Source organism: Latilactobacillus sp. (assembly GCF_033176295.1).
Classification (GTDB): Bacteria; Bacillota; Bacilli; order Lactobacillales; family Lactobacillaceae; genus Latilactobacillus; species Latilactobacillus sakei.
This window is the reverse complement of the sequence record NZ_JAMQEX010000018.1, coordinates 15,568-33,818: the sequence shown is the minus strand read 5'-3', so window position 1 is coordinate 33,818 and position 18,251 is coordinate 15,568. Positions and strand designations below refer to the sequence as shown.

General features: G+C 41.3%; 17 protein-coding genes. All 17 read left to right on the top strand.

From position 1 onward, the window contains the following. Positions 1-125 precede the first annotated feature (125 nt). Positions 126-1,286 (top strand): cation:proton antiporter, encoded by a 1,161-nt coding sequence (locus NDN60_RS08585; protein ID WP_011375393.1) that lies wholly within the window; start codon positions 126-128, stop codon positions 1,284-1,286. Positions 1,287-1,383: 97 nt separating this feature from the next. Then, the gene (gene adhP / locus NDN60_RS08580; protein ID WP_099947755.1) at positions 1,384-2,397 is read left to right on the top strand and encodes an alcohol dehydrogenase AdhP; all 1,014 of its coding nucleotides are present in this window, start codon (positions 1,384-1,386) and stop codon (positions 2,395-2,397) included. 142 nt (positions 2,398-2,539) lie between these two features. Next, positions 2,540-3,076 (top strand): phenolic acid decarboxylase, encoded by a 537-nt coding sequence (locus tag NDN60_RS08575; RefSeq protein WP_056936451.1) that lies wholly within the window; start codon positions 2,540-2,542, stop codon positions 3,074-3,076. Between the two features lie 114 nt (positions 3,077-3,190). Beyond that, positions 3,191-3,409, top strand: coding sequence for a hypothetical protein (locus tag NDN60_RS08570; protein WP_011375390.1), 219 nt, complete (start codon positions 3,191-3,193; stop codon positions 3,407-3,409). 282 nt (positions 3,410-3,691) lie between these two features. Next, complete coding sequence (locus NDN60_RS08565) at positions 3,692-5,068, top strand: Nramp family divalent metal transporter (RefSeq protein ID WP_011375389.1); 1,377 nt, start codon at positions 3,692-3,694, stop codon at positions 5,066-5,068. Between the two features lie 139 nt (positions 5,069-5,207). After that, positions 5,208-5,882, top strand: coding sequence for an MgtC/SapB family protein (locus tag NDN60_RS08560; protein ID WP_035145195.1), 675 nt, complete (start codon positions 5,208-5,210; stop codon positions 5,880-5,882). 214 nt (positions 5,883-6,096) lie between these two features. Next, positions 6,097-7,581, top strand: coding sequence for a glutamate/gamma-aminobutyrate family transporter YjeM (gene yjeM, locus NDN60_RS08555; RefSeq protein WP_011375387.1), 1,485 nt, complete (start codon positions 6,097-6,099; stop codon positions 7,579-7,581). Between the two features lie 331 nt (positions 7,582-7,912). Continuing rightward, complete coding sequence (locus tag NDN60_RS08550; RefSeq protein ID WP_011375386.1) at positions 7,913-9,112, top strand: quaternary amine ABC transporter ATP-binding protein; 1,200 nt, start codon at positions 7,913-7,915, stop codon at positions 9,110-9,112. Positions 9,113-9,116: 4 nt separating this feature from the next. Then, a complete protein-coding gene (locus NDN60_RS08545) occupies positions 9,117-9,959 on the top strand; it encodes an ABC transporter permease (protein WP_011375385.1) in 843 nt (280 codons plus the stop codon). Positions 9,960-9,970: 11 nt separating this feature from the next. Further along, positions 9,971-10,876 (top strand): glycine betaine ABC transporter substrate-binding protein, encoded by a 906-nt coding sequence (locus NDN60_RS08540; protein ID WP_025015975.1) that lies wholly within the window; start codon positions 9,971-9,973, stop codon positions 10,874-10,876. 170 nt (positions 10,877-11,046) lie between these two features. Further along, positions 11,047-12,000 carry a N(4)-(beta-N-acetylglucosaminyl)-L-asparaginase gene (locus NDN60_RS08535; RefSeq protein WP_011375383.1) on the top strand — a complete coding sequence of 318 codons (954 nt, stop codon included), beginning with the start codon at positions 11,047-11,049 and terminating at the stop codon, positions 11,998-12,000. Between the two features lie 16 nt (positions 12,001-12,016). Further along, the gene (locus NDN60_RS08530; protein ID WP_025015974.1) at positions 12,017-12,733 is read left to right on the top strand and encodes a GntR family transcriptional regulator, LSA1692 subfamily; all 717 of its coding nucleotides are present in this window, start codon (positions 12,017-12,019) and stop codon (positions 12,731-12,733) included. 65 nt (positions 12,734-12,798) lie between these two features. Continuing rightward, positions 12,799-14,145, top strand: a complete 1,347-nt coding sequence (locus NDN60_RS08525; RefSeq protein WP_025015973.1) for a PTS sugar transporter subunit IIC — start codon at positions 12,799-12,801, stop codon at positions 14,143-14,145. Between the two features lie 15 nt (positions 14,146-14,160). Then, the gene (locus tag NDN60_RS08520; RefSeq protein ID WP_076632139.1) at positions 14,161-14,679 is read left to right on the top strand and encodes a GrdB-related putative oxidoreductase; all 519 of its coding nucleotides are present in this window, start codon (positions 14,161-14,163) and stop codon (positions 14,677-14,679) included. A gap of 14 nt (positions 14,680-14,693) precedes the next feature. Next, a complete protein-coding gene (locus NDN60_RS08515; RefSeq protein WP_076632140.1) occupies positions 14,694-15,758 on the top strand; it encodes a M42 family metallopeptidase in 1,065 nt (354 codons plus the stop codon). Between the two features lie 12 nt (positions 15,759-15,770). After that, complete coding sequence (locus tag NDN60_RS08510; RefSeq protein WP_099947754.1) at positions 15,771-16,883, top strand: M42 family metallopeptidase; 1,113 nt, start codon at positions 15,771-15,773, stop codon at positions 16,881-16,883. A gap of 22 nt (positions 16,884-16,905) precedes the next feature. Then, a complete protein-coding gene (locus NDN60_RS08505; RefSeq protein ID WP_082267808.1) occupies positions 16,906-18,228 on the top strand; it encodes a Sapep family Mn(2+)-dependent dipeptidase in 1,323 nt (440 codons plus the stop codon). Positions 18,229-18,251: the final 23 nt, after the last annotated feature.

The window sequence follows — 18,251 nt, the reverse complement described above, 5'->3', positions numbered from 1 at the left end:
ATTCGATATGGTAGCATAATTGTATAAGTGAAAAAATTCGGTTGAAGCATTGCGCATTCAAGATTTCCTTCTTTAGGGTGGTAGAAGGGAATTTTAGTGCGCTTTTTTATGGAGGAAATTAGAAAATGTCAACATTAGCAATTATCTTAATCAGTACTTTATTAGCCGGTCATCTCAGTAAACGAATCGGTATGCCGGCGGTGATTGGCCAGCTGCTCGTCGGGATTATTCTGGGTCCGGCATTGTTAGGTGTATTACATGAGAATAGCTTTATTCATACCTTTTCAGAGATTGGTGTCGTCTTATTGATGTTTACAGCCGGTCTCGAGAGTAACTTAACGCTTTTGAAGAAGTACTTCAAACCCAGTGTAGTTGTCGCAATTTTGGGTGTGATTGTGCCTGTGGGATCAATTTACGCGATGAGTTTAGCGTTTGGCATCAATCAATTGGAGAGTCTATTTATTGGTGTTATTTTCGCTGCGACTTCAGTATCGATTTCGGTCGAAGTTTTGCGAGAATTAAAAGTCCTTGAGAGTCGCGAAGGTACGATTATTTTAGGGGCTGCAGTCGTTGATGATTTATTGGCGGTAATCATTCTAAGCGTCTTAACAAGTCTCTTCGGTGCGCAATTAGCCACCGCTGCGCCTAATCAGATGGGACTTGGGCTAACCTTTGCCTTACAAATTGCCTTTTTCGTAGTGGTTTACTTCAGTGTTAAGTGGTTAGTGCCGGGTGTGATGCGCTTGAGTCAGCGGTTATTGGTGCCTTATGCAAATGCGATTATGTCGTTAGTGATTTGTTTTGTTTTTGTTTGGCTAGCAGAAGCCGTTGATTTGAGTACAGTTGTAGGCGCCTTTTTTGCAGGAATTGCGATTTCGCAAACACCATATCAATCTGAAATTAGCCGTCATATTGAACCACTGGGCTATACAGTCTTCATTCCTGTCTTTTTCGTTAGCATTGGGTTATCGATGACGTTTGCCGATTTAAATCGGCATTTAGTCTTCATTATTGTACTAACCGTTTTAGCCGTGTTGGCAAAATTATTAGGCAGTGGCTGGGGTGCCAAAATGATGGGTGTCCCACAAGCGGGTGCCTACACAATTGGGGCAGCGATGATTTCGCGGGGAGAGATGGCGTTGATTATTGCGCAAATCGGTTATACAGCGAAGTTATTGAGTGAAATGTATTATTCAGCGATTATCTTCGTCATTATTTTGACAACGATTCTAGCACCGTTTATTTTGAAGTCAGCTATCAAGAAACAATTGGCAGCAACTAAATAATGCTGCTAAGCGCATAAGAAAAGATTGTGAAAAAAATCATAATGCGCTATAATTAGTTATGGAAACGATTTCAAAAACTGGTTAAAGAGGTGCCATTATGGAAGCAGCGGTCGCAAACAAAGAACATACAGTTGATATTATTGATAAGAAGTTACGTCCAATTAAAGCCAATGAAGCGCTCGTTAAGATGGAATACTGCGGTGTTTGTCACACCGACTTGCATGTTAAAAATGGTGATTTTGGCGAAGTACCTGGCCGTGTCTTAGGGCATGAGGGTGTTGGAATTGTTAGTGAAATTGGCTCAGCGGTAACGTCGTTAAAAGTCGGCGATCGGGTCAGTGTTGCTTGGTTCTTCCAAGGCTGTGGGCATTGTGATTATTGTGTGAATGGTCAAGAAACATTCTGTCGCCAAGCGCAAAATGCAGGCTATACGGTTGATGGTGGGATGGCTGAAGAATGTATCGTCACCGCTGATTACGCAGTGAAAGTCCCTGAAGATTTGGATCCAATTGCGGCCAGCAGTATTACTTGTGCTGGTGTCACAACTTACAAAGCAATTAAGGTTTCAGACATCAAACCAGGTCAATGGTTGGTTATTTTTGGGATGGGGGGCTTAGGCAACTTAGCGCTTCAATATGCCAAGAATGTCTTCAATGCTAAAGTGATTGCAGTGGATATTAATGATGACAAGTTAGCAATTGCTAAGGAATTAGGTACTGATGTTATCATTAATGGCAAGCAAGAAGATGTGGTAGCCCGGGTTAAAGAAGTAACTGGCGATGGCGCCCACGCAACTGTGATTACGGCTGTTTCTAAGGTCGCTTTCAACCAAGCTGTAGATGCTGTGCGTGCAACGGGCAAAGTGGTGGCTGTTGGATTGCCTGTTGAAACGATGGATCTTTCAATTCCAAGATTAGTATTAGATGGGATTGAAGTCATCGGCTCACTTGTTGGGACACGGGCTGATTTAGCGGAAGCTTTTGAGTTTGCTGCAGAAGGCGCAGTGACACCAATTGTTCAAACCAGACCCTTGGCAGATATCAATGATATTATGACTGAAATGGCTGAAGGTAAGATTTCAGGCCGAATGGTGATTGATTTTACAAAATAAACTTAAAAATAAAATGAGGCGTTGGGCTAAAGGCAACTTTTAGCCCAATGCTTTTTTTGTTGACAAATTTTAAAAATAGCCGTACACTTACGTAGTAATAAAAACATGTAATTAATTACATGATAACGCGGAGGTAATTTTAATGACAAAACAATTTAAAGAATTAGAAGACTTTTTAGGCACACACTTTATTTACACGTATGATAATGGTTGGAAGTACGAATGGTATACTAAAAACGACCATACCGTTGACTACCGTATCCATGGTGGGATGGTTGCAGGGCGTTGGGTTCGCGATCAAGAAGCCAATATTGTTAAACTAACGGACGGTGTCTTCAAGATTACTTGGACTGAACCAACTGGGACAGATGTTGCTTTGGACTTCATGCCTAACGAAAACAAGTTACACGGTACAATCTTCTTCCCTAAATGGGTTGAAGAACATCCAGAAATTACGGTCACTTATCAAAACGACCATATCGCATTGATGGAAGAATCACGTGAAAAATACGAAACATATCCTAAGTTATTGGTACCTGAATTCGCTACAATTACTTACATGGGTGATGCTGGTCAAAACAATGAAGATGTTATTAGCCAAGCACCATATGAAGGGATGATTGAAGATATTCAAGAAGGTCGTTACTTCGATGAAAATTACAAGAAGATTAATCGTTAAGCTAATTTAGTTTCCTAACAAAACTAATCATTAGCATAAGATGATATTTGATAAAAGGAAGCGGTTACGGTATAATGTAATTGTAGTCAAATAAGCTAACGAGGTGGATGATAGATGACGATTAATGTAGGTGACTTGGTACGATGCCAAGCCAATGAAATGATGACGGAACCTTATTTAGGGAAGGTCTTGGAGAAGTGCGAAGAGACTGTGCACGTCTTAATTTTGAATTATATGCCGAATGATCGTTTCATCGTCCATGAATTAATGCAACAAATTATCGTGAATTCACAGCAAATATGCCGAATTTCGTTAACGAGAGTTGCCGGTTAGCTATCAACCTAAACGATTTTCCTCCTATTAGTAATGCCCAGATGTGTTCTTAGACATCTGGGCATTTTTCGTGTTAAAGTGAGTTTTGGAAAACGCTTCATAAAAAAAGACCGCTAAATTGGCGTTTTTTTTAAACTTGGATAGGGACAAGTCAATTCGGATGTGATAGAATAATGAAGGATTATTTGAGCAGTGGGGACGACCAAAGTTAGGGCATCCTAAAATCAAAGTCATTGGATCCTAATAGTTGAATAACTCAATCGAAGAGAAAGAGGTACTTATATGGATAAGAAACAGCGAGAAGATTCACAAAAGCATGAGAAATTTATTCATTATGCTGATGGTAGTAGTCTAGAAGAAATTAACAACACCGTTGCGATCCCTAAGAACGCTGGTTTCTGGAAAACCTTGATGGCTTTCATGGGACCCGGTGCGTTAGTTGCGGTTGGTTACATGGATCCAGGTAACTGGATTACATCAATTGCCGGTGGGGCACAATTTGCTTACACCTTGATCAGTGTTATTTTAGTATCGAACTTAATTGCCATGCTATTACAAGCAATGGCGGCACGTTTAGGAATTGTTACCGGGATGGATTTAGCGCAGATGACGCGTGCCAAAACCGGTAAAAAGATGGGGATTTTCCTGTGGATTGTCACAGAATTAGCCATTATGGCGACTGATATTGCAGAAATTATTGGTTCCGCCATTGCGTTAGAATTAATCTTTAATATTCCATTATTATGGGGTGTCTTAATCACCGCATTCGATGTCTTGCTCCTATTATTATTGATGAAACTTGGCTTCCGGAAAATTGAAGCGATTGTAGCAACCTTAGTGGCTGTTATCTTATTCGTCTTCTTATACGAAGTAATCTTGGCACAACCTAACATGGGTGATGTTGTGCGTGGATTTGTACCAAGCCCAAGAATTATGACTGACAAGAAGATGTTGTTCTTGGCATTAGGGATTGTTGGTGCAACTGTTATGCCACATAACTTGTACTTACATTCTTCAATTGCGCAAGCACGTCAATACGATCGTGATGATGTTGCTGAAAAACGTAAAGCAATCAAGTTTACAGTAATCGATTCAAACATCCAATTAACAATCGCTTTTGTCGTTAACTGTTTACTATTAATCCTTGGTGCAGCAATGTTCTATGGTACTAACAGTGATTTAGGTCGTTTTGTTGATTTATTTAACGCTTTACAAAACAAAGAAATTGTTGGGAGTATTGCTAGCCCAATGTTGAGTTTACTTTTTGCTGTTGCCTTATTGGCATCAGGTCAAAACTCAACGATTACAGGGACGCTTTCAGGACAAATTGTCATGGAAGGTTTCGTCCGTATGAAGATTCCATTGTGGGCACGTCGGGTCATTACACGTGGGTTATCAATCTTACCAGTTATCATCTTCACGGTTTATTACCATGGGAATGAAGCCCAAGTTGAAAACCTTTTGATTTACTCACAAGTCTTCTTGAGTATCGCATTGCCAGTTTCAATGATTCCATTGACATTGTTTACTAGTGATGAAAAAATCATGGGACCATTCGTTAACCGCCCTTGGGTGAAATATACGGCTTGGTTCGTAACAATTGTCTTAACATTATTGAATATCTATTTAATCTTACAAACAGTGGGCCTAGCAGCCTAATGAAATAAGCGATTAGCTTGGCCGATATCAGAGGCAGCTAATCGCTTTTTTGATTGCTGTTCAGTAGGTGTGCTAGACTAGAAAGAAGTTATTATTCTGGAGGGATGATATTTTGTTTGAAGTAACAACAGTCCATATTATGATTCGGTTGACCCTAGCGACCGTAATCGCTGGGATTATTGGCTCCGATCGGGAGTATAAAAATCGTCCGGCTGGGATTCGGACGCATATTTTGGTCTGCTTGGGGGCCTGTGTCATTGCGATGATTCAACAAGAAATTGCTGCTCAAAATGTGCAATTTGCGCTACACCATTTAGCGATTGCCACCACGATTCGTTCTGATCAGGCGCGTTTGATTGCGCAAGTGGTCAGTGGAATTGGGTTCTTAGGGGCCGGGACGATTGTCGTAACCCGCCATAAGATTCAAGGGCTAACAACGGCAGCCTCGTTATGGGCGACAGCTGGTATTGGCTTAGCAATTGGGATGGGCTATTACCAAATTGCCGTTATTAGTGCCGTTTTCGTCATTTTTGTGATTGTCTTTTTAAAGAAAATTATTCATATCAATACGTTGAAGAAAATTGAAATTAAATACAAACACAAACTAGAGACCAAGGAATTTATCCAAACTTATTTTGAGGAACACCATATTCAGATTCGGGATGTCAATTTCTCGGTGACTCAAAATGAACGGGATACGATTTACACCAACGTTTATCGAATCGAAATTCCACGAGAGATGCAATACTCAGAAATTGTAGAAGACATTTCGATGAATAAGAATATTATGACGATTAGAATGGTCAGCATTTAACTGAAAGTATTGAAAAAGAGATTGGGATAAATTCATTTTTGTCCCAATCTTTTTTTGTTTTTAAATAGTGGTTAAGGGCGTTGCTGTATAAAAATAATGAATATATGAATAAAAACGATTACTTGTCATTCTTTATTCATATAAGATTGACATTATACTGGTAGAATTGTATATTTATTCTAACTTAGACCAACAAAAAGGACTTGTGTATATTATGGAGAAATCAAAGAAGATTAATGTCAATGGCTTAATCTTGATGATCTTTGGATCAATTTTTGGCTTTGCGAATACCACCATTGCCTTTTATTTAATGGGATATGCCAGTATTATCTGGTATATCCTAGCAGCTATCTTTTTCTTTTTACCAACCTCATTGATGTTCGCCGAATACGGTTCATCATTGAAAGAAGCGCGTGGGGGCCTTTATTCATGGCTTGAAGCGTCAATTGGTAAGAAGGCCGCCTTCATCGGAACGTTCATCTGGTTAGCCTCATGGATTGTTTGGATGGTATCGACCGCTGCGAAAGTGTGGATTCCATTTTCAACTTTCTTACAAGGATCAGACCAAACAACAACTTGGCATTTTATCGGGTTAAACGGGACTCAAGTCGTCGGTGTTTTAGGCGTGCTTTGGATTTTAGCGTTAACCTTCCTATCAAGCCGTGGGATTGATAAGATTCAGAAGTTTGCTTCTTTCAGTGGGATGGCTGTGGCCTTTTTATTCGCAGCTTTCTTAGTGATCAGTCTTGCAATTTGGTTCAAGACAGGCTTTAAGCTTGCCGAACCAATCCATGGTGTGACAACTTTCGTTAAGAGTCCAATGGCTTCTTATCAATCACCAATCGGGATGTTGTCATTTGTTGTCTTTTCAATCTTCGCTTATGCGGGGATGGAAACAATGGGTGGCGTGACGGATAGTATGGATCATCCAGAAAAGACTTTTCCTAAGGGGTTAATGATTGCGACAGCCTTCATTACCTTAATCTACGCGATTGCAATCTTCATGTGGGGGATTTCAACGAACTGGCACCAAGTTTTAGGTGGCGATAAAGCCAACATGGGGAACATCACGTACGTCTTGATGCAAAACTTAGGTTATCAATTTGGACATGCATTTGGTATGTCAACGACAGCCGCTGTTGGAATCGGTACGTTATTTGCTCGAATTACCGGGTTAATCATGTTTATCAGTTACCTTGGGGCCTTTGCCGTCCTCATTTATTCACCATTAAAATCATTCGTACTGGGAACACCCAAAGCATTATGGCCAAAAGGCTTTGCTGAAGTCAATAAACACGGGATGCCTGAAAAGGCAATGTGGGCACAAGCCGTTTTGGTTTGTTTATTAATTGCTGTTATCTCATTTGGTGGTAAAGCTGCCAGCGAATTCTACAATGTATTAACCTTGATGTCGAATGTTTCAACATCATTACCTTATCTCTTCTTAGTGACTGCCTTCCCTTACTTTAAGGCACGCAAAGATTTGGAACGGCCATACGAATTCTTCAAGACTAAAGCATCAGTGCAAGCTGTGACAATCGTTGTCGATTTAGTCTTAGTCTTCGGGATTGCCTTCACGATTGTGCAACCAATGCTAGAAGGTAGCTATATGGATGCTTTCTGGATGGTCATCGGGCCAATCGTCTTTGCAATTATGGCGATTGCGCTCTATCACCGTTATCAAAAGAAGGTCGCTTAACAGGTTAGCCAAAACAGGTCCTCCCAAAGGGGCCTGTTTTTTTGATTGCCACTTAAATTCAGAGAGAAAATAATTGCATTTCTCATTACATTTTAATAATAGGAACAAAATAGTTGCAATTTGAAAATAAGTTTTATAAGTGTTATTTAAATTTTCTAGGGTGCAATGGATTGGGAAATAAGATATTTTAATGATTGTCTGCTAAAACGTTAATTAATGCGAATTATGATAAAAAAATGAGAAAGCTAACCAACAATATGCAACCTGTTCAATAAACTAGTATACTTTTTAGGTATAGTTTTCAGAAAAATTTATATCAAAGGGGGATTCTATGACTGTCAAATTACAAGTCAAAGATTTAACGAAGATATTTGGTAAGCGGGTGCCGCGGGCCAAAGAACTATTGAAGCAAGGTAAGAGTAAGGCTGAGATTCTAAAGGAAACAGGTGCGACAATCGGTGTCGACCGGGCTAACTTTGAAGTCGAATCTGGCGAAATATTCGTTATTATGGGACTATCTGGTAGTGGTAAATCAACATTGGTACGGATGATTAACCGATTGATCGAACCAACTGAAGGTAGTGTGTTGATAGATAACGAGGATTTAATGCAGATTGATAAGAAAGAATTACTTGAAGTCCGGCGTAAGAAAATGAGCATGGTCTTTCAGAATTTTGGACTTTTCCCAAACCGCACAATCCTAGACAACACTTCTTATGGATTAGAAATTCAAGGGATTGATAAACAAACGCGCGATCAAAAAGCTAATGAAGCGTTAGATCTCGTTGGTTTAAACGGTTATGGGGAACAATATCCAACACAATTATCTGGTGGGATGCAACAACGGGTTGGTTTAGCACGTGCTTTAGCCAATGACCCAGAAATCCTATTAATGGATGAAGCTTTCTCAGCGTTAGATCCATTAAACCGGTCAGATATGCAAGATCAATTACTTGATTTACAAGAAACAATGCACAAAACAATTATCTTTATTAGTCATGATTTAAACGAAGCCCTCAAAATCGGCGATCACATCATGATTATGAAGGATGGCGAAATTGTTCAAACTGGGACACCAGAAGATATTTTAACGCGTCCAGCTGATGAATATGTTGAGAAATTTATCGAAAATGTCGATCGTAGTAAGGTTTATACGGCCGGCAACGTTATGATTCGCCCAACAACGGTCAATATCGAAAAAGATGGCCCACGTTTGGCCTTGAAACGTATGCGTGAAAATGAAGTTTCAACCGTTTATGTTGTGAATAACAAGCGTGAATTGGTCGGGATTATCGATGCGCGGGATGTTTTAGAATTAGTTCGTAAAGAAAGTCGGGATCTTCAATCCGTTGTTAATGCAAACGTACCGACAACCACTGAAGAAACACCGATTGCGGATATTCTAGACGATATTTCACAAACCGGGATTCCATTTGCCGTCCTAAATGAGAAAAAACAATTACGTGGGATCATCATTCGCGGTGCCGTCTTAGGCGCACTTGCAGGAAACGAGGTGAACCATTTTGCTTAATTTAATGACAATTCCTAAATTACCACTTGCTAGTTGGATGGACAGTTTTGTCGATTGGCTAACACAATTTACAGGCTTCTTTAATGGTTTAACAAACTTTATCGGTGGAATTATCAATGGCTTCCAATGGGTCTTTGATTTAATTCCAATCTGGTTATTTATCGTGATTATCGCGGGGGTCACTTACTTCGCCAATCGCGATACGAAGAAGTGGGGCTTAATCATCTTTGAAGCGGCCGGTCTTCTTTTAATCTGGAACTTAGATTTCTGGCGGGATATGACGCAGACGTTAACCCTTGTGTTGACGTCTAGTTTAATCTCATTAGTGATTGGTGTACCACTTGGGATTTGGATGGCTAAAAGTGATATTGCCCAGGCAATATTTAAACCGATTCTTGATTTTATGCAGACCATGCCAGCCTTTGTTTACTTGATTCCAGCGGTTGCCTTTTTCGGCATTGGGATGGTGCCCGGCGTTTTCGCGTCAGTGATTTTTGCCATGCCACCAACGGTTCGAATGACTAACCTAGGGATTCGCCAAGTGCCAACCGAATTAATTGAAGCCGCAGATTCTTACGGTTCAACAGAATGGCAGAAATTGATTAAAGTGCAATTACCACTCGCCAAATCAACCTTAATGGCCGGGGTTAACCAAAGTATGATGTTAGCTTTATCAATGGTCGTTATTGCTTCAATGATCGGTGCAATGGGTCTTGGAACCCGGGTTTACTTCGCCGTAGGTCGGAACGATGCTGGGGGCGGTTTTGCAGCCGGCTTGGCAATCGTTATTTTAGCGATTATCATTGATCGTTTGACACAAGCACTAAACAGACAACGACAACATTAAGGAGGGATTTAGTGATTAAGAAGAATAAATTAATAGCTTTTTTCACCTTAATTGGATTAGTAACGTTGCTTAGTGCCTGTAGCTCACAAACTAAGCCTTATGATGCTAAGCAAAAGTTAGGCCCACAAATCAACTACACGATTACTGGGATTGATGCCGGAGCTGGTATTATGGCTTCAACGCAAAAGGCTTTATCAACGTATCATTTGGAAGGTCAAAACTGGCAGTTACAAACCAGTTCAACCGCTGCAATGACCAGTACTTTGGACAAAGCGATTGCTGACAAGCGTCCAATCGTGATTACTGGTTGGCAACCACATTGGATGTTTACTAAATATCCAATCAAGTTTTTGAAGGATCCTAAAAATGTCTTTGGCCAGGCTGAACATATCGATACGATTGTTCGAAAAGGCCTTAAAAAAGATATGCCAGAAGCTTATACCATCCTTGACCGGTTCCACTGGACACCAGCGGAAATGTCAAAAGTGATGTTACAAGTTAATGATGGCGTCGATCCAGAAAAGGCTGCTAAAGATTGGATTAAAGCTAATCCCAAACAAGTTGCTAAATGGACCAAGGGTGTTAAAAAAGTTCATGGTACGAAAATTAAGTTAACTTATGTCGCTTGGGATTCTGAAATTGCTTCAACCAACGTTGTTGCGGAAGTACTTCGTCAACAAGGTTATGAACCAACAATTCAGGCAATGGAAATCCAACCAATGTGGGCATCAGTCGCAACTAAAGCGGCCGATGCACAGGTTGCTGCTTGGTTACCAAAGACATCTGGTTTGTACTACAAGGATTACCAAGGTAAGTTTGAAGACTTAGGTCCTAACTTAGAAGGTGCCAAAGTTGGCTTAGCTGTGCCGAAGTACATGACTAACGTGAACTCAATTGAGGATTTAAAAACGAAATAAACAAAAAATAGGTGTTATCAGTCATCGATAGTTGATGATTGAAAAAGGCGTTGTCGCAAAAGTAATCTTTTGTCGCAACGCTTTTTTATTTTGGAAAAGGGCTTGATTGTATATACAATTTTGTTTATACTACAATTATTAAAACGCTTACAATTTGGAGATGAACGATTATGACGTATGCAATGATTGGGACATGGCGAATGGCTTATGAAGGATTATCCAAAGCGATGACGACGCTCGAAGCGGGCGGCAAAAGTACGGATGCAATTGAAATCGCTATCAAAGAAGTCGAAGATTATCCATTTTTTAAATCGGTTGGCTACGGTGGTTTACCGAATGCACAAGGTTTAGTTGAAATGGATGCGGCCTTTATGGATGGCAATACGTTTGCGATTGGGGCGGTTGCGGGGATTAGCGATGTTAAAAATCCCATCTCGGTTGCACGCCAATTGAGTAACGATCATTTTAATAGTTTTCTGGTAGGTGCTGGCGCATCACAATATGCGATGTTCAACGGTTTTGAAGCACGCAACATGTTAACAGAGCGCGCGCATAAGTTGTGGGCCAAACGCGTTCAGGAAATTAACGAAAAAAATCTTAGTCCGTATGACGGTCACGATACGGTTGGCATGGTGAGCTTGGATCAAGATGCTGGTATGGCAGCAGGAACTTCGACTTCTGGTTTGTTCATGAAAAAACCAGGGCGCACAGGCGATTCAGCGTTATCCGGCAGTGGCTTTTATGTGGATAGCGACATCGGTGGCGCCACCGCAACGGGTTTAGGCGAAGATTTGATGAAGGGCTGTCTTTCTTACGAAATTGTCCGCTTGATGGGTTCGGGATTATCGCCGCAAGCGGCTTGTGATCAAGCCGTTTATCCATTTGTTGAAAAACTTAAGAAACGCTACGGCAAGGTGGGGGAATTCTCACTGATTGCATTGAATAATCAAGGTGAATGGGGCGTGGCCACCAATGTTGAATTCACTTTTGCAGCCGGGAATGATGAACAGACACCGCAAATTTATATGGCTAATCCAGGGCCGGATCAGACCACTATTATTGAACCAATTTCCGAAGCTTGGTTAATAGCTTACGAAAAACGAATTAAGGCCCCAATTGATTAGAAGGAGTATTTAGAAAATGGCGAAGTATCTATATGTCGAAATTGCAGAAGCGTTAAACGAAGATGTCCGGGCGGGAATCTATGGTGTCCATCAAAAATTACCGTCAGAAACGGACTTAGCCGCGCAGTTTGCGACGACGCGGTTAACAATCCGCAAGGCAATCGACTTACTCGAAAAACAACAGGTTGTGGTCCGTGATCGGAATCGCGGGACCTATGTTTTAGCGACCGAAGGCAAAATTTCTAGTGGGGCCAGCGGTTTAGTGGGTTTTACCGAAGCCGCCAAGGAATTACACTTGGACGCGAGCACTCGGGTGTTAGATTTGCGCCGCGCAATTGTCTATCCAGACTACGTTGCGTCTAAATTACAACTCAACGAGCAAGAACCGGTTTGGCAGATTGAACGCATCCGGATGGCTGATAACGAACCAATGACGCACGAACAGATTTACCTTAAACAAAGAATACTCCCCAACTTGACGGCCCACGAAGCGCAAGGCTCTCTCTACCGTTTGATTGAACAAGAGATGCCAATTGGTTATGCGCAACAAGAATTAGAAGCCGTTATCTTAGAACCGGGGTTAAGCGAATTACTAGAAACAACACCAGGACAGCCCGCCTTCTTGGCGCACACGGTCGCCTATTCAATGGATGGCTACCCAATCTTTTACGATAATTCCCATTATCGGGCTGACAAGTATACGTTCCACAATATTTTGAGTCGTAAACATTAATGTTAGAAGGAGGTATTGTTCATTAGCAGGCAGGTAAGACAAAACTTTAATCTGGAGGATTAAACATGTTTGATAAATTAGAAAAATTCTTGATGCCGTTAGCGATAAAACTGGGGAGCAATAAAGTTTTAATCGCTATTCGGGATGGCTTTTTAATCACAACACCTTTAATTATTGTCGCTTCAATTTTCCTATTAATTGCTAATTTTCCAATTCCACATTGGTCTGAATTCTGGGGTCAATTCTTAGGGACTGGTTGGGAAAGTTGGTTCACTAACGTTTCGCGTGCTGTCTTTAATACAGTTGGCTTCTTCACCTGTTTTAGTACGGCTTACGCTTACGGCAAACAAAAAAATACGGATGCAATCCAAGCAGCCGCAGTTGCTTTGGTAGCCTTTTTAATCCTAACACCAACTAAAATGGTTGTTGAAAATCTAAAGGAACCCGTTGATGGGGCTTTAGATATGAACTACCTTGGCACAAATGGGATTTTCTTGGGACTAGTTGTTGCACTTGTTGCAGTACCCATTTATTGTTATGTGACTGAAAAAGGGTGGACGATTAAAATGCCTGATGGCGTACCACCTGCAGTATCGCAATCATTTGAAGCGTTAATTCCAAGTGCAGTTGTCATGTTAGTCTTTTTCGCAATTCGCATTATTTTTGGGTTAACACCATACGAAACACTGTATAATTTCATCTTCGAAATCTTACAAGTGCCATTAAAAGGGGCCGGCAATACTTTAACTGCCCAGATTATCTACGGATTTGCCTGCACAATCTTCTGGTTCTTTGGCATTAATGGACCAGCAGTTGCTAATTCTGTTTTTGCACCAATTTCTAAAGTGTTAACAATGGAAAACTTGGATGCTTTCCAAGCACATAAGGCATTGCCTAACATTTTTACTGACCCATTCTCAAACTTCTTTACTAACTTCGGTGGTGGCGGGAGTACCTTATCACTATTAATCGTGATGCTTTTATTCTGTCGCTCACAACGAATTAAACAACTTGGGAAGTTGGCTATTTTACCTGGGATTTTCGGCATTAACGAACCAATCATCTTTGGGTTGCCAATTGTGTTGAATCCGATTCTCATCATTCCATTTAACTTAGTACCACTTATCAACCTCTTGCTATCAACGATGGTAACAAAATGGGGGCTGATTCCATATACCAATGGGGTGGCCTTACCATGGACAACACCAATCGGTTTTTCCGGCTACCTTTCAACCGGGAGCATCGTGGCCTCACTCTACCAATTTGCATTATTAGCATTGGGTTGCTTAATTTACTACCCATTCATTAAGACTTTGGATAAACAATACATCAAAGAAGAACAAGACGCAGAGATGGCTAAAGCGGAAGATATTTCATTTGATGATTTAACGGAAGCAGACTTGAATTTGTAAAGGTGGAGAATAGTCATGGAAATTTTAATTTTATTAGATCAAATTCAAGCAGGTTTAGGCGGTACCGAACGTGGTGATTTACCCTTAGGCGGTAAAAAAATGGCGATGGGTTCTGCCGATATGTTTGAAAAGTATTTAGAAAAGGACGAAAAAATCGCGGTGACCTTATATTGTGGTGATCAAAATTTCATGGATCATAAAGATGAGGTCAGCTTGAAGTTGGCAGCGATGATTAAAAAGTTGCATCCAGATGTTGTTATTTGTGGGCCAGCTTTTCATTATGAACAATACGCTGAAATGTGTGCCCAAACTGGGGCTTTAGTGACCGAAAAAACTGATATTCCAGTTGTGGCTGCGATGTCTAAAGAATGCCAGTCAGTAATTGATCAATATCGCCAACGTGTTGATATTGTTAAGATGCCTAAAAAAGGTGGGACTGGCTTGAGTGATGCTTTAAAAGATATCTTGGCACTCTGCCGGATAAAAGCTAATCACGGTGATATTTCTGAGTTTCCAAGCGATAAAATCTATTAACTGTGGGTGATGAAATGCTAAATCAAGAAACAATCGACCTGATGCAGGCACTAACCGATATTAACGGGGTTGCTAGCAATGAACGGTTAGTTGCGGCGCGTTTAAAACAGGATTATGCGCAACTAGCGGATGAAGTGATTTACGATAACTTAGGATCGATTTATGCGGTTAAAAAGAGTCAAACACCAAATGCGCCGCATGTGATGGTTTCGGGGCATATGGACGAGGTTGGTCTAATCGTGACTAAAGTGTTAGATAATGGCTTATTGCAAGCTTTATTACTCGGCGACATGTCAACTAATAGCTTGTTAGGCGCCAGTGTCCAAGGCGATTTTGCTGGGAAAAATTATCAAGGCACTATTTTAGCACAAACGGAAAATAATCAAGTCGTTGATAAAACGAATAAAGTGCAAGTCGACCTTGGCTTTTTAAGTAAAGCAGCAGTTGAAAAGGCTGGTGTGCAGTTAGGTGATACGCTCAGTTTTGCAACATCATTTGTTCAAACTGAAAGTGGCGCTTTGATGAGTCGCAATTGGAATGGTCGCTATGCACCTATTCTAGGGGTTGAATTATTACAAGCCTTGCAAAATGTTGAACTACCATTTGATTTATATGTGGGATGCACAGTTCAGGAACAAGTGGGTTTACGAGGAATTCAGACGGCGACGAATAAAGTAGCGCCTGATTTAGCAATTATGTTAGATACAGATGCCGCTTTTGATTATCAAACTGATTCTGATGACCGAATAGGGGTGTTAGGGGATGGCGTTTTATTGAATTACTATGACAAAACGGTTTTACCTAATCGGTTATTACTCCAAACTTTCCGTGAAACTTGTGAACAAGATCAAATTCCTTATCAATATTACTATTCATTGGCCGATTCTGAAGCAGGTTGGGTGAATAAGTTACGGACGGGTTGTCCAACCCTTTTCGTGAATATTCCGGTTAGAAATATGAATACGCCACGCTCGGTAATTGCTGCTGCTGATTATCAAGCTGCTAAGGCGGGATTGATTCAATTTATTAAACAAATCGATAATGATAGTCTTCAAGCGTTTAAAGCAGAAAATCGATAAGTTGGTGAAAACATGGTAGAAGAGACAATCGATATAGATTTATTACGCCGGCTCAGTGAAGCCGACGGCATTGGCGGTCGTGAACGTGAAGTGAGTCGGCTAGTGCATGACTACGCCCAACCATATGTAGATGAAATTAGTTATGATAACTTAGGGTCAATTATTCTAAAGCAAAATGGTACGGCAAATGAAGGGCCTAAAGTCATGTTGTCAGCACATATGGACGAAGTGGGTTTTGTGGTTCGTCAAATTACACCAGAGGGTTATCTTAAGTTATTACCAGTTGGTGGTTGGTGGGGACACGTGATGCCTGCTCAAGAAATGACTGTCACAACAGCAACTGGGCAAAAATATATTGGTATTGTGGGCAGTCGGGCGCCACATGGTTTACCTGATGAGGTTAAGAATAAGGTGATGACGCCAATGACGATGTTTTTGGATATGGGTGTCGCTGATCGTCAGGCAATCGAAGCGTTAGGGATTCGTATTGGGGATATGATTACGCCGTATATTCCGTTTAGGCAAATGAATGATCCTAACTTCTTAGCTGGGAAAGCATGGGATGATCGTTTTAGTTTGGGTGCGGAGCTAGAAGTAATGAAACGAACAGCGCAAAAGCCGCATGAAGCAACGCTCTTTTTCACAGGTTCGACACAAGAAGAAGTAGGGATTCGTGGTGCACGGACAGCGGTTCATCAGATTCAACCAGATTTAGCAATTGCACTCGATGTCACAACAGCTAAGGACACGCCACTCGATAATGAAAGCAGTAATCGATTAGGTGGTGGGGTTGTCTTAGCGGTACTAGATTCTTTAACGATGGCTAACAAAGGGTTGTTGTACCGAACGGAACGTCTTGTTGCCGATTTAAAATTAGATGTGCGGTATGACTTTATGACCGTTGGTGGGACTGATGCTTGTAATATTCATAAGGCGATGGATGGTGTCGTGACAATGACGATTTCGATGCCAACCCGCTATATGCATTCACCACGGTTGATGGTTCATCAAGATGATTACAAACAAACGATTCAGTTATTGACCTCGTTTTGTCAGTCACTATCGAAGGCTGACGTTGCACTGTTTAAAGAAGCGACGCGTCAAGCTTTAGAAAAGACGTATTAAACCATAGAAAGAAGCTATTTTTGTGAAAGCGATTCGAGCGGATTTTAAAGCCTTATTTGAACAATATGAATCAGAATTTTTGGCCGATTTGAAGGCTGTTTTGCGGGTACCGAGTGTTCGTGGCGTTAAAACGTATCAAGCACCATTTGGGATTGGGCCTAAGCGGGCATTGGAAACGGTGTTGTCTATTGCGACGCGAATGGGCTTCAGAACTGGGCAAGTCGGTGATTGTGTTGGCTGGGCTGAATATGGGCCGGATGAAAGCCAAGCACCAACCTATTTTGGCATCTTGGGTCATTTGGATGTAGTCGACGTTGAGAATGATTGGCATTATCCACCGTTTGACCTTACCCAAGTGGATAACTTCTTGTATGGACGTGGTGTTTTGGATAATAAAGGGCCACTCTTATCCACATTGTTTGCACTTTATCTGATTAAAACGCAAAAAATAACATTTAAGCACCGGGTTCGGATTATTTTTGGCACGGATGAAGAATCAGGGAGCCAAGATATTCCGGTGTATCTACAACAAGAAGCAGCGCCGTACGCCGGTTTTACGCCAGATTGCAAGTTTCCGGCCGTTTACGGGGAACGTGGTTTGTTAGACGTTCAGTTATCGTTGCCGATTACAGATGGCTCTGAGCGCCAAATTACAGCGATTGACGGGCCGTTTGCCAAAAGTTATTTACCAGATCACGCTCGCCTACTTTTAGCGGATGGGACGGTCAAAACTTATCAAGGCAAAAAGGCGCCAAGTAACGCACCTGAAATGGCGGATAATGTGCTACCGAAATTAGTAGCAGATGCTAGCCAATTGACGGGCCAGACCGGCCAATTCTATCAGTGGCTTAATGCTAAAATTGGTAATCAATCAACTGGGGAAAACTTGGGGATTAATTTTGAAGATGCGGCCTCGGGTGCTTTGCAGTTAGCCTTTTACGGATTATCGATTGAGTCGCAACAGTTGAGTTGTCATCTAACGTGTCGTTATCCGATTTTGGTGACTGAAGAACAATTGTTAGCCGGCATCGAAGCGGCGTTGTTACCGGGGATGACGGTGACGGTTAAGTGGCGGTATCCATTGCAAGTCACTGATCCACAATTACCATTTATTCAACAGTTATCGGCGATTTATGCGGCTGATACAGGTTTAGATGGCACACCGGTGACGACAACCGGGGTGACTTACGCCCGCGCTTTGCCGAATATCATCGCGTTTGGGCCTTCTTTCCCAGGACAAAAGGGTATCGCGCATAAGGGTGATGAATGGCTCCAATTCAGCGATTGGCAAATGATGATGCAAATTTATTATGATAGTTTGTTAGTTGTTGGGACACAGGATTAGAACAAATTAAAAAGGCCAGGACA

Coding starts and splice junctions, on each gene's coding strand:
- NDN60_RS08545 (WP_011375385.1), top strand. CDS start 9,117: ATGACAATTCCTAAATTACCACTTGCTAGTTGGATGGACAGTTTTGTC.
- yjeM (WP_011375387.1), top strand. CDS start 6,097: ATGGAGAAATCAAAGAAGATTAATGTCAATGGCTTAATCTTGATGATC.
- NDN60_RS08570 (WP_011375390.1), top strand. CDS start 3,191: ATGACGATTAATGTAGGTGACTTGGTACGATGCCAAGCCAATGAAATG.
- NDN60_RS08585 (WP_011375393.1), top strand. CDS start 126: ATGTCAACATTAGCAATTATCTTAATCAGTACTTTATTAGCCGGTCAT.
- NDN60_RS08565 (WP_011375389.1), top strand. CDS start 3,692: ATGGATAAGAAACAGCGAGAAGATTCACAAAAGCATGAGAAATTTATT.
- adhP (WP_099947755.1), top strand. CDS start 1,384: ATGGAAGCAGCGGTCGCAAACAAAGAACATACAGTTGATATTATTGAT.
- NDN60_RS08575 (WP_056936451.1), top strand. CDS start 2,540: ATGACAAAACAATTTAAAGAATTAGAAGACTTTTTAGGCACACACTTT.
- NDN60_RS08550 (WP_011375386.1), top strand. CDS start 7,913: ATGACTGTCAAATTACAAGTCAAAGATTTAACGAAGATATTTGGTAAG.
- NDN60_RS08525 (WP_025015973.1), top strand. CDS start 12,799: ATGTTTGATAAATTAGAAAAATTCTTGATGCCGTTAGCGATAAAACTG.
- NDN60_RS08530 (WP_025015974.1), top strand. CDS start 12,017: ATGGCGAAGTATCTATATGTCGAAATTGCAGAAGCGTTAAACGAAGAT.
- NDN60_RS08510 (WP_099947754.1), top strand. CDS start 15,771: ATGGTAGAAGAGACAATCGATATAGATTTATTACGCCGGCTCAGTGAA.
- NDN60_RS08520 (WP_076632139.1), top strand. CDS start 14,161: ATGGAAATTTTAATTTTATTAGATCAAATTCAAGCAGGTTTAGGCGGT.
- NDN60_RS08560 (WP_035145195.1), top strand. CDS start 5,208: ATGATTCGGTTGACCCTAGCGACCGTAATCGCTGGGATTATTGGCTCC.
- NDN60_RS08535 (WP_011375383.1), top strand. CDS start 11,047: ATGACGTATGCAATGATTGGGACATGGCGAATGGCTTATGAAGGATTA.
- NDN60_RS08515 (WP_076632140.1), top strand. CDS start 14,694: ATGCTAAATCAAGAAACAATCGACCTGATGCAGGCACTAACCGATATT.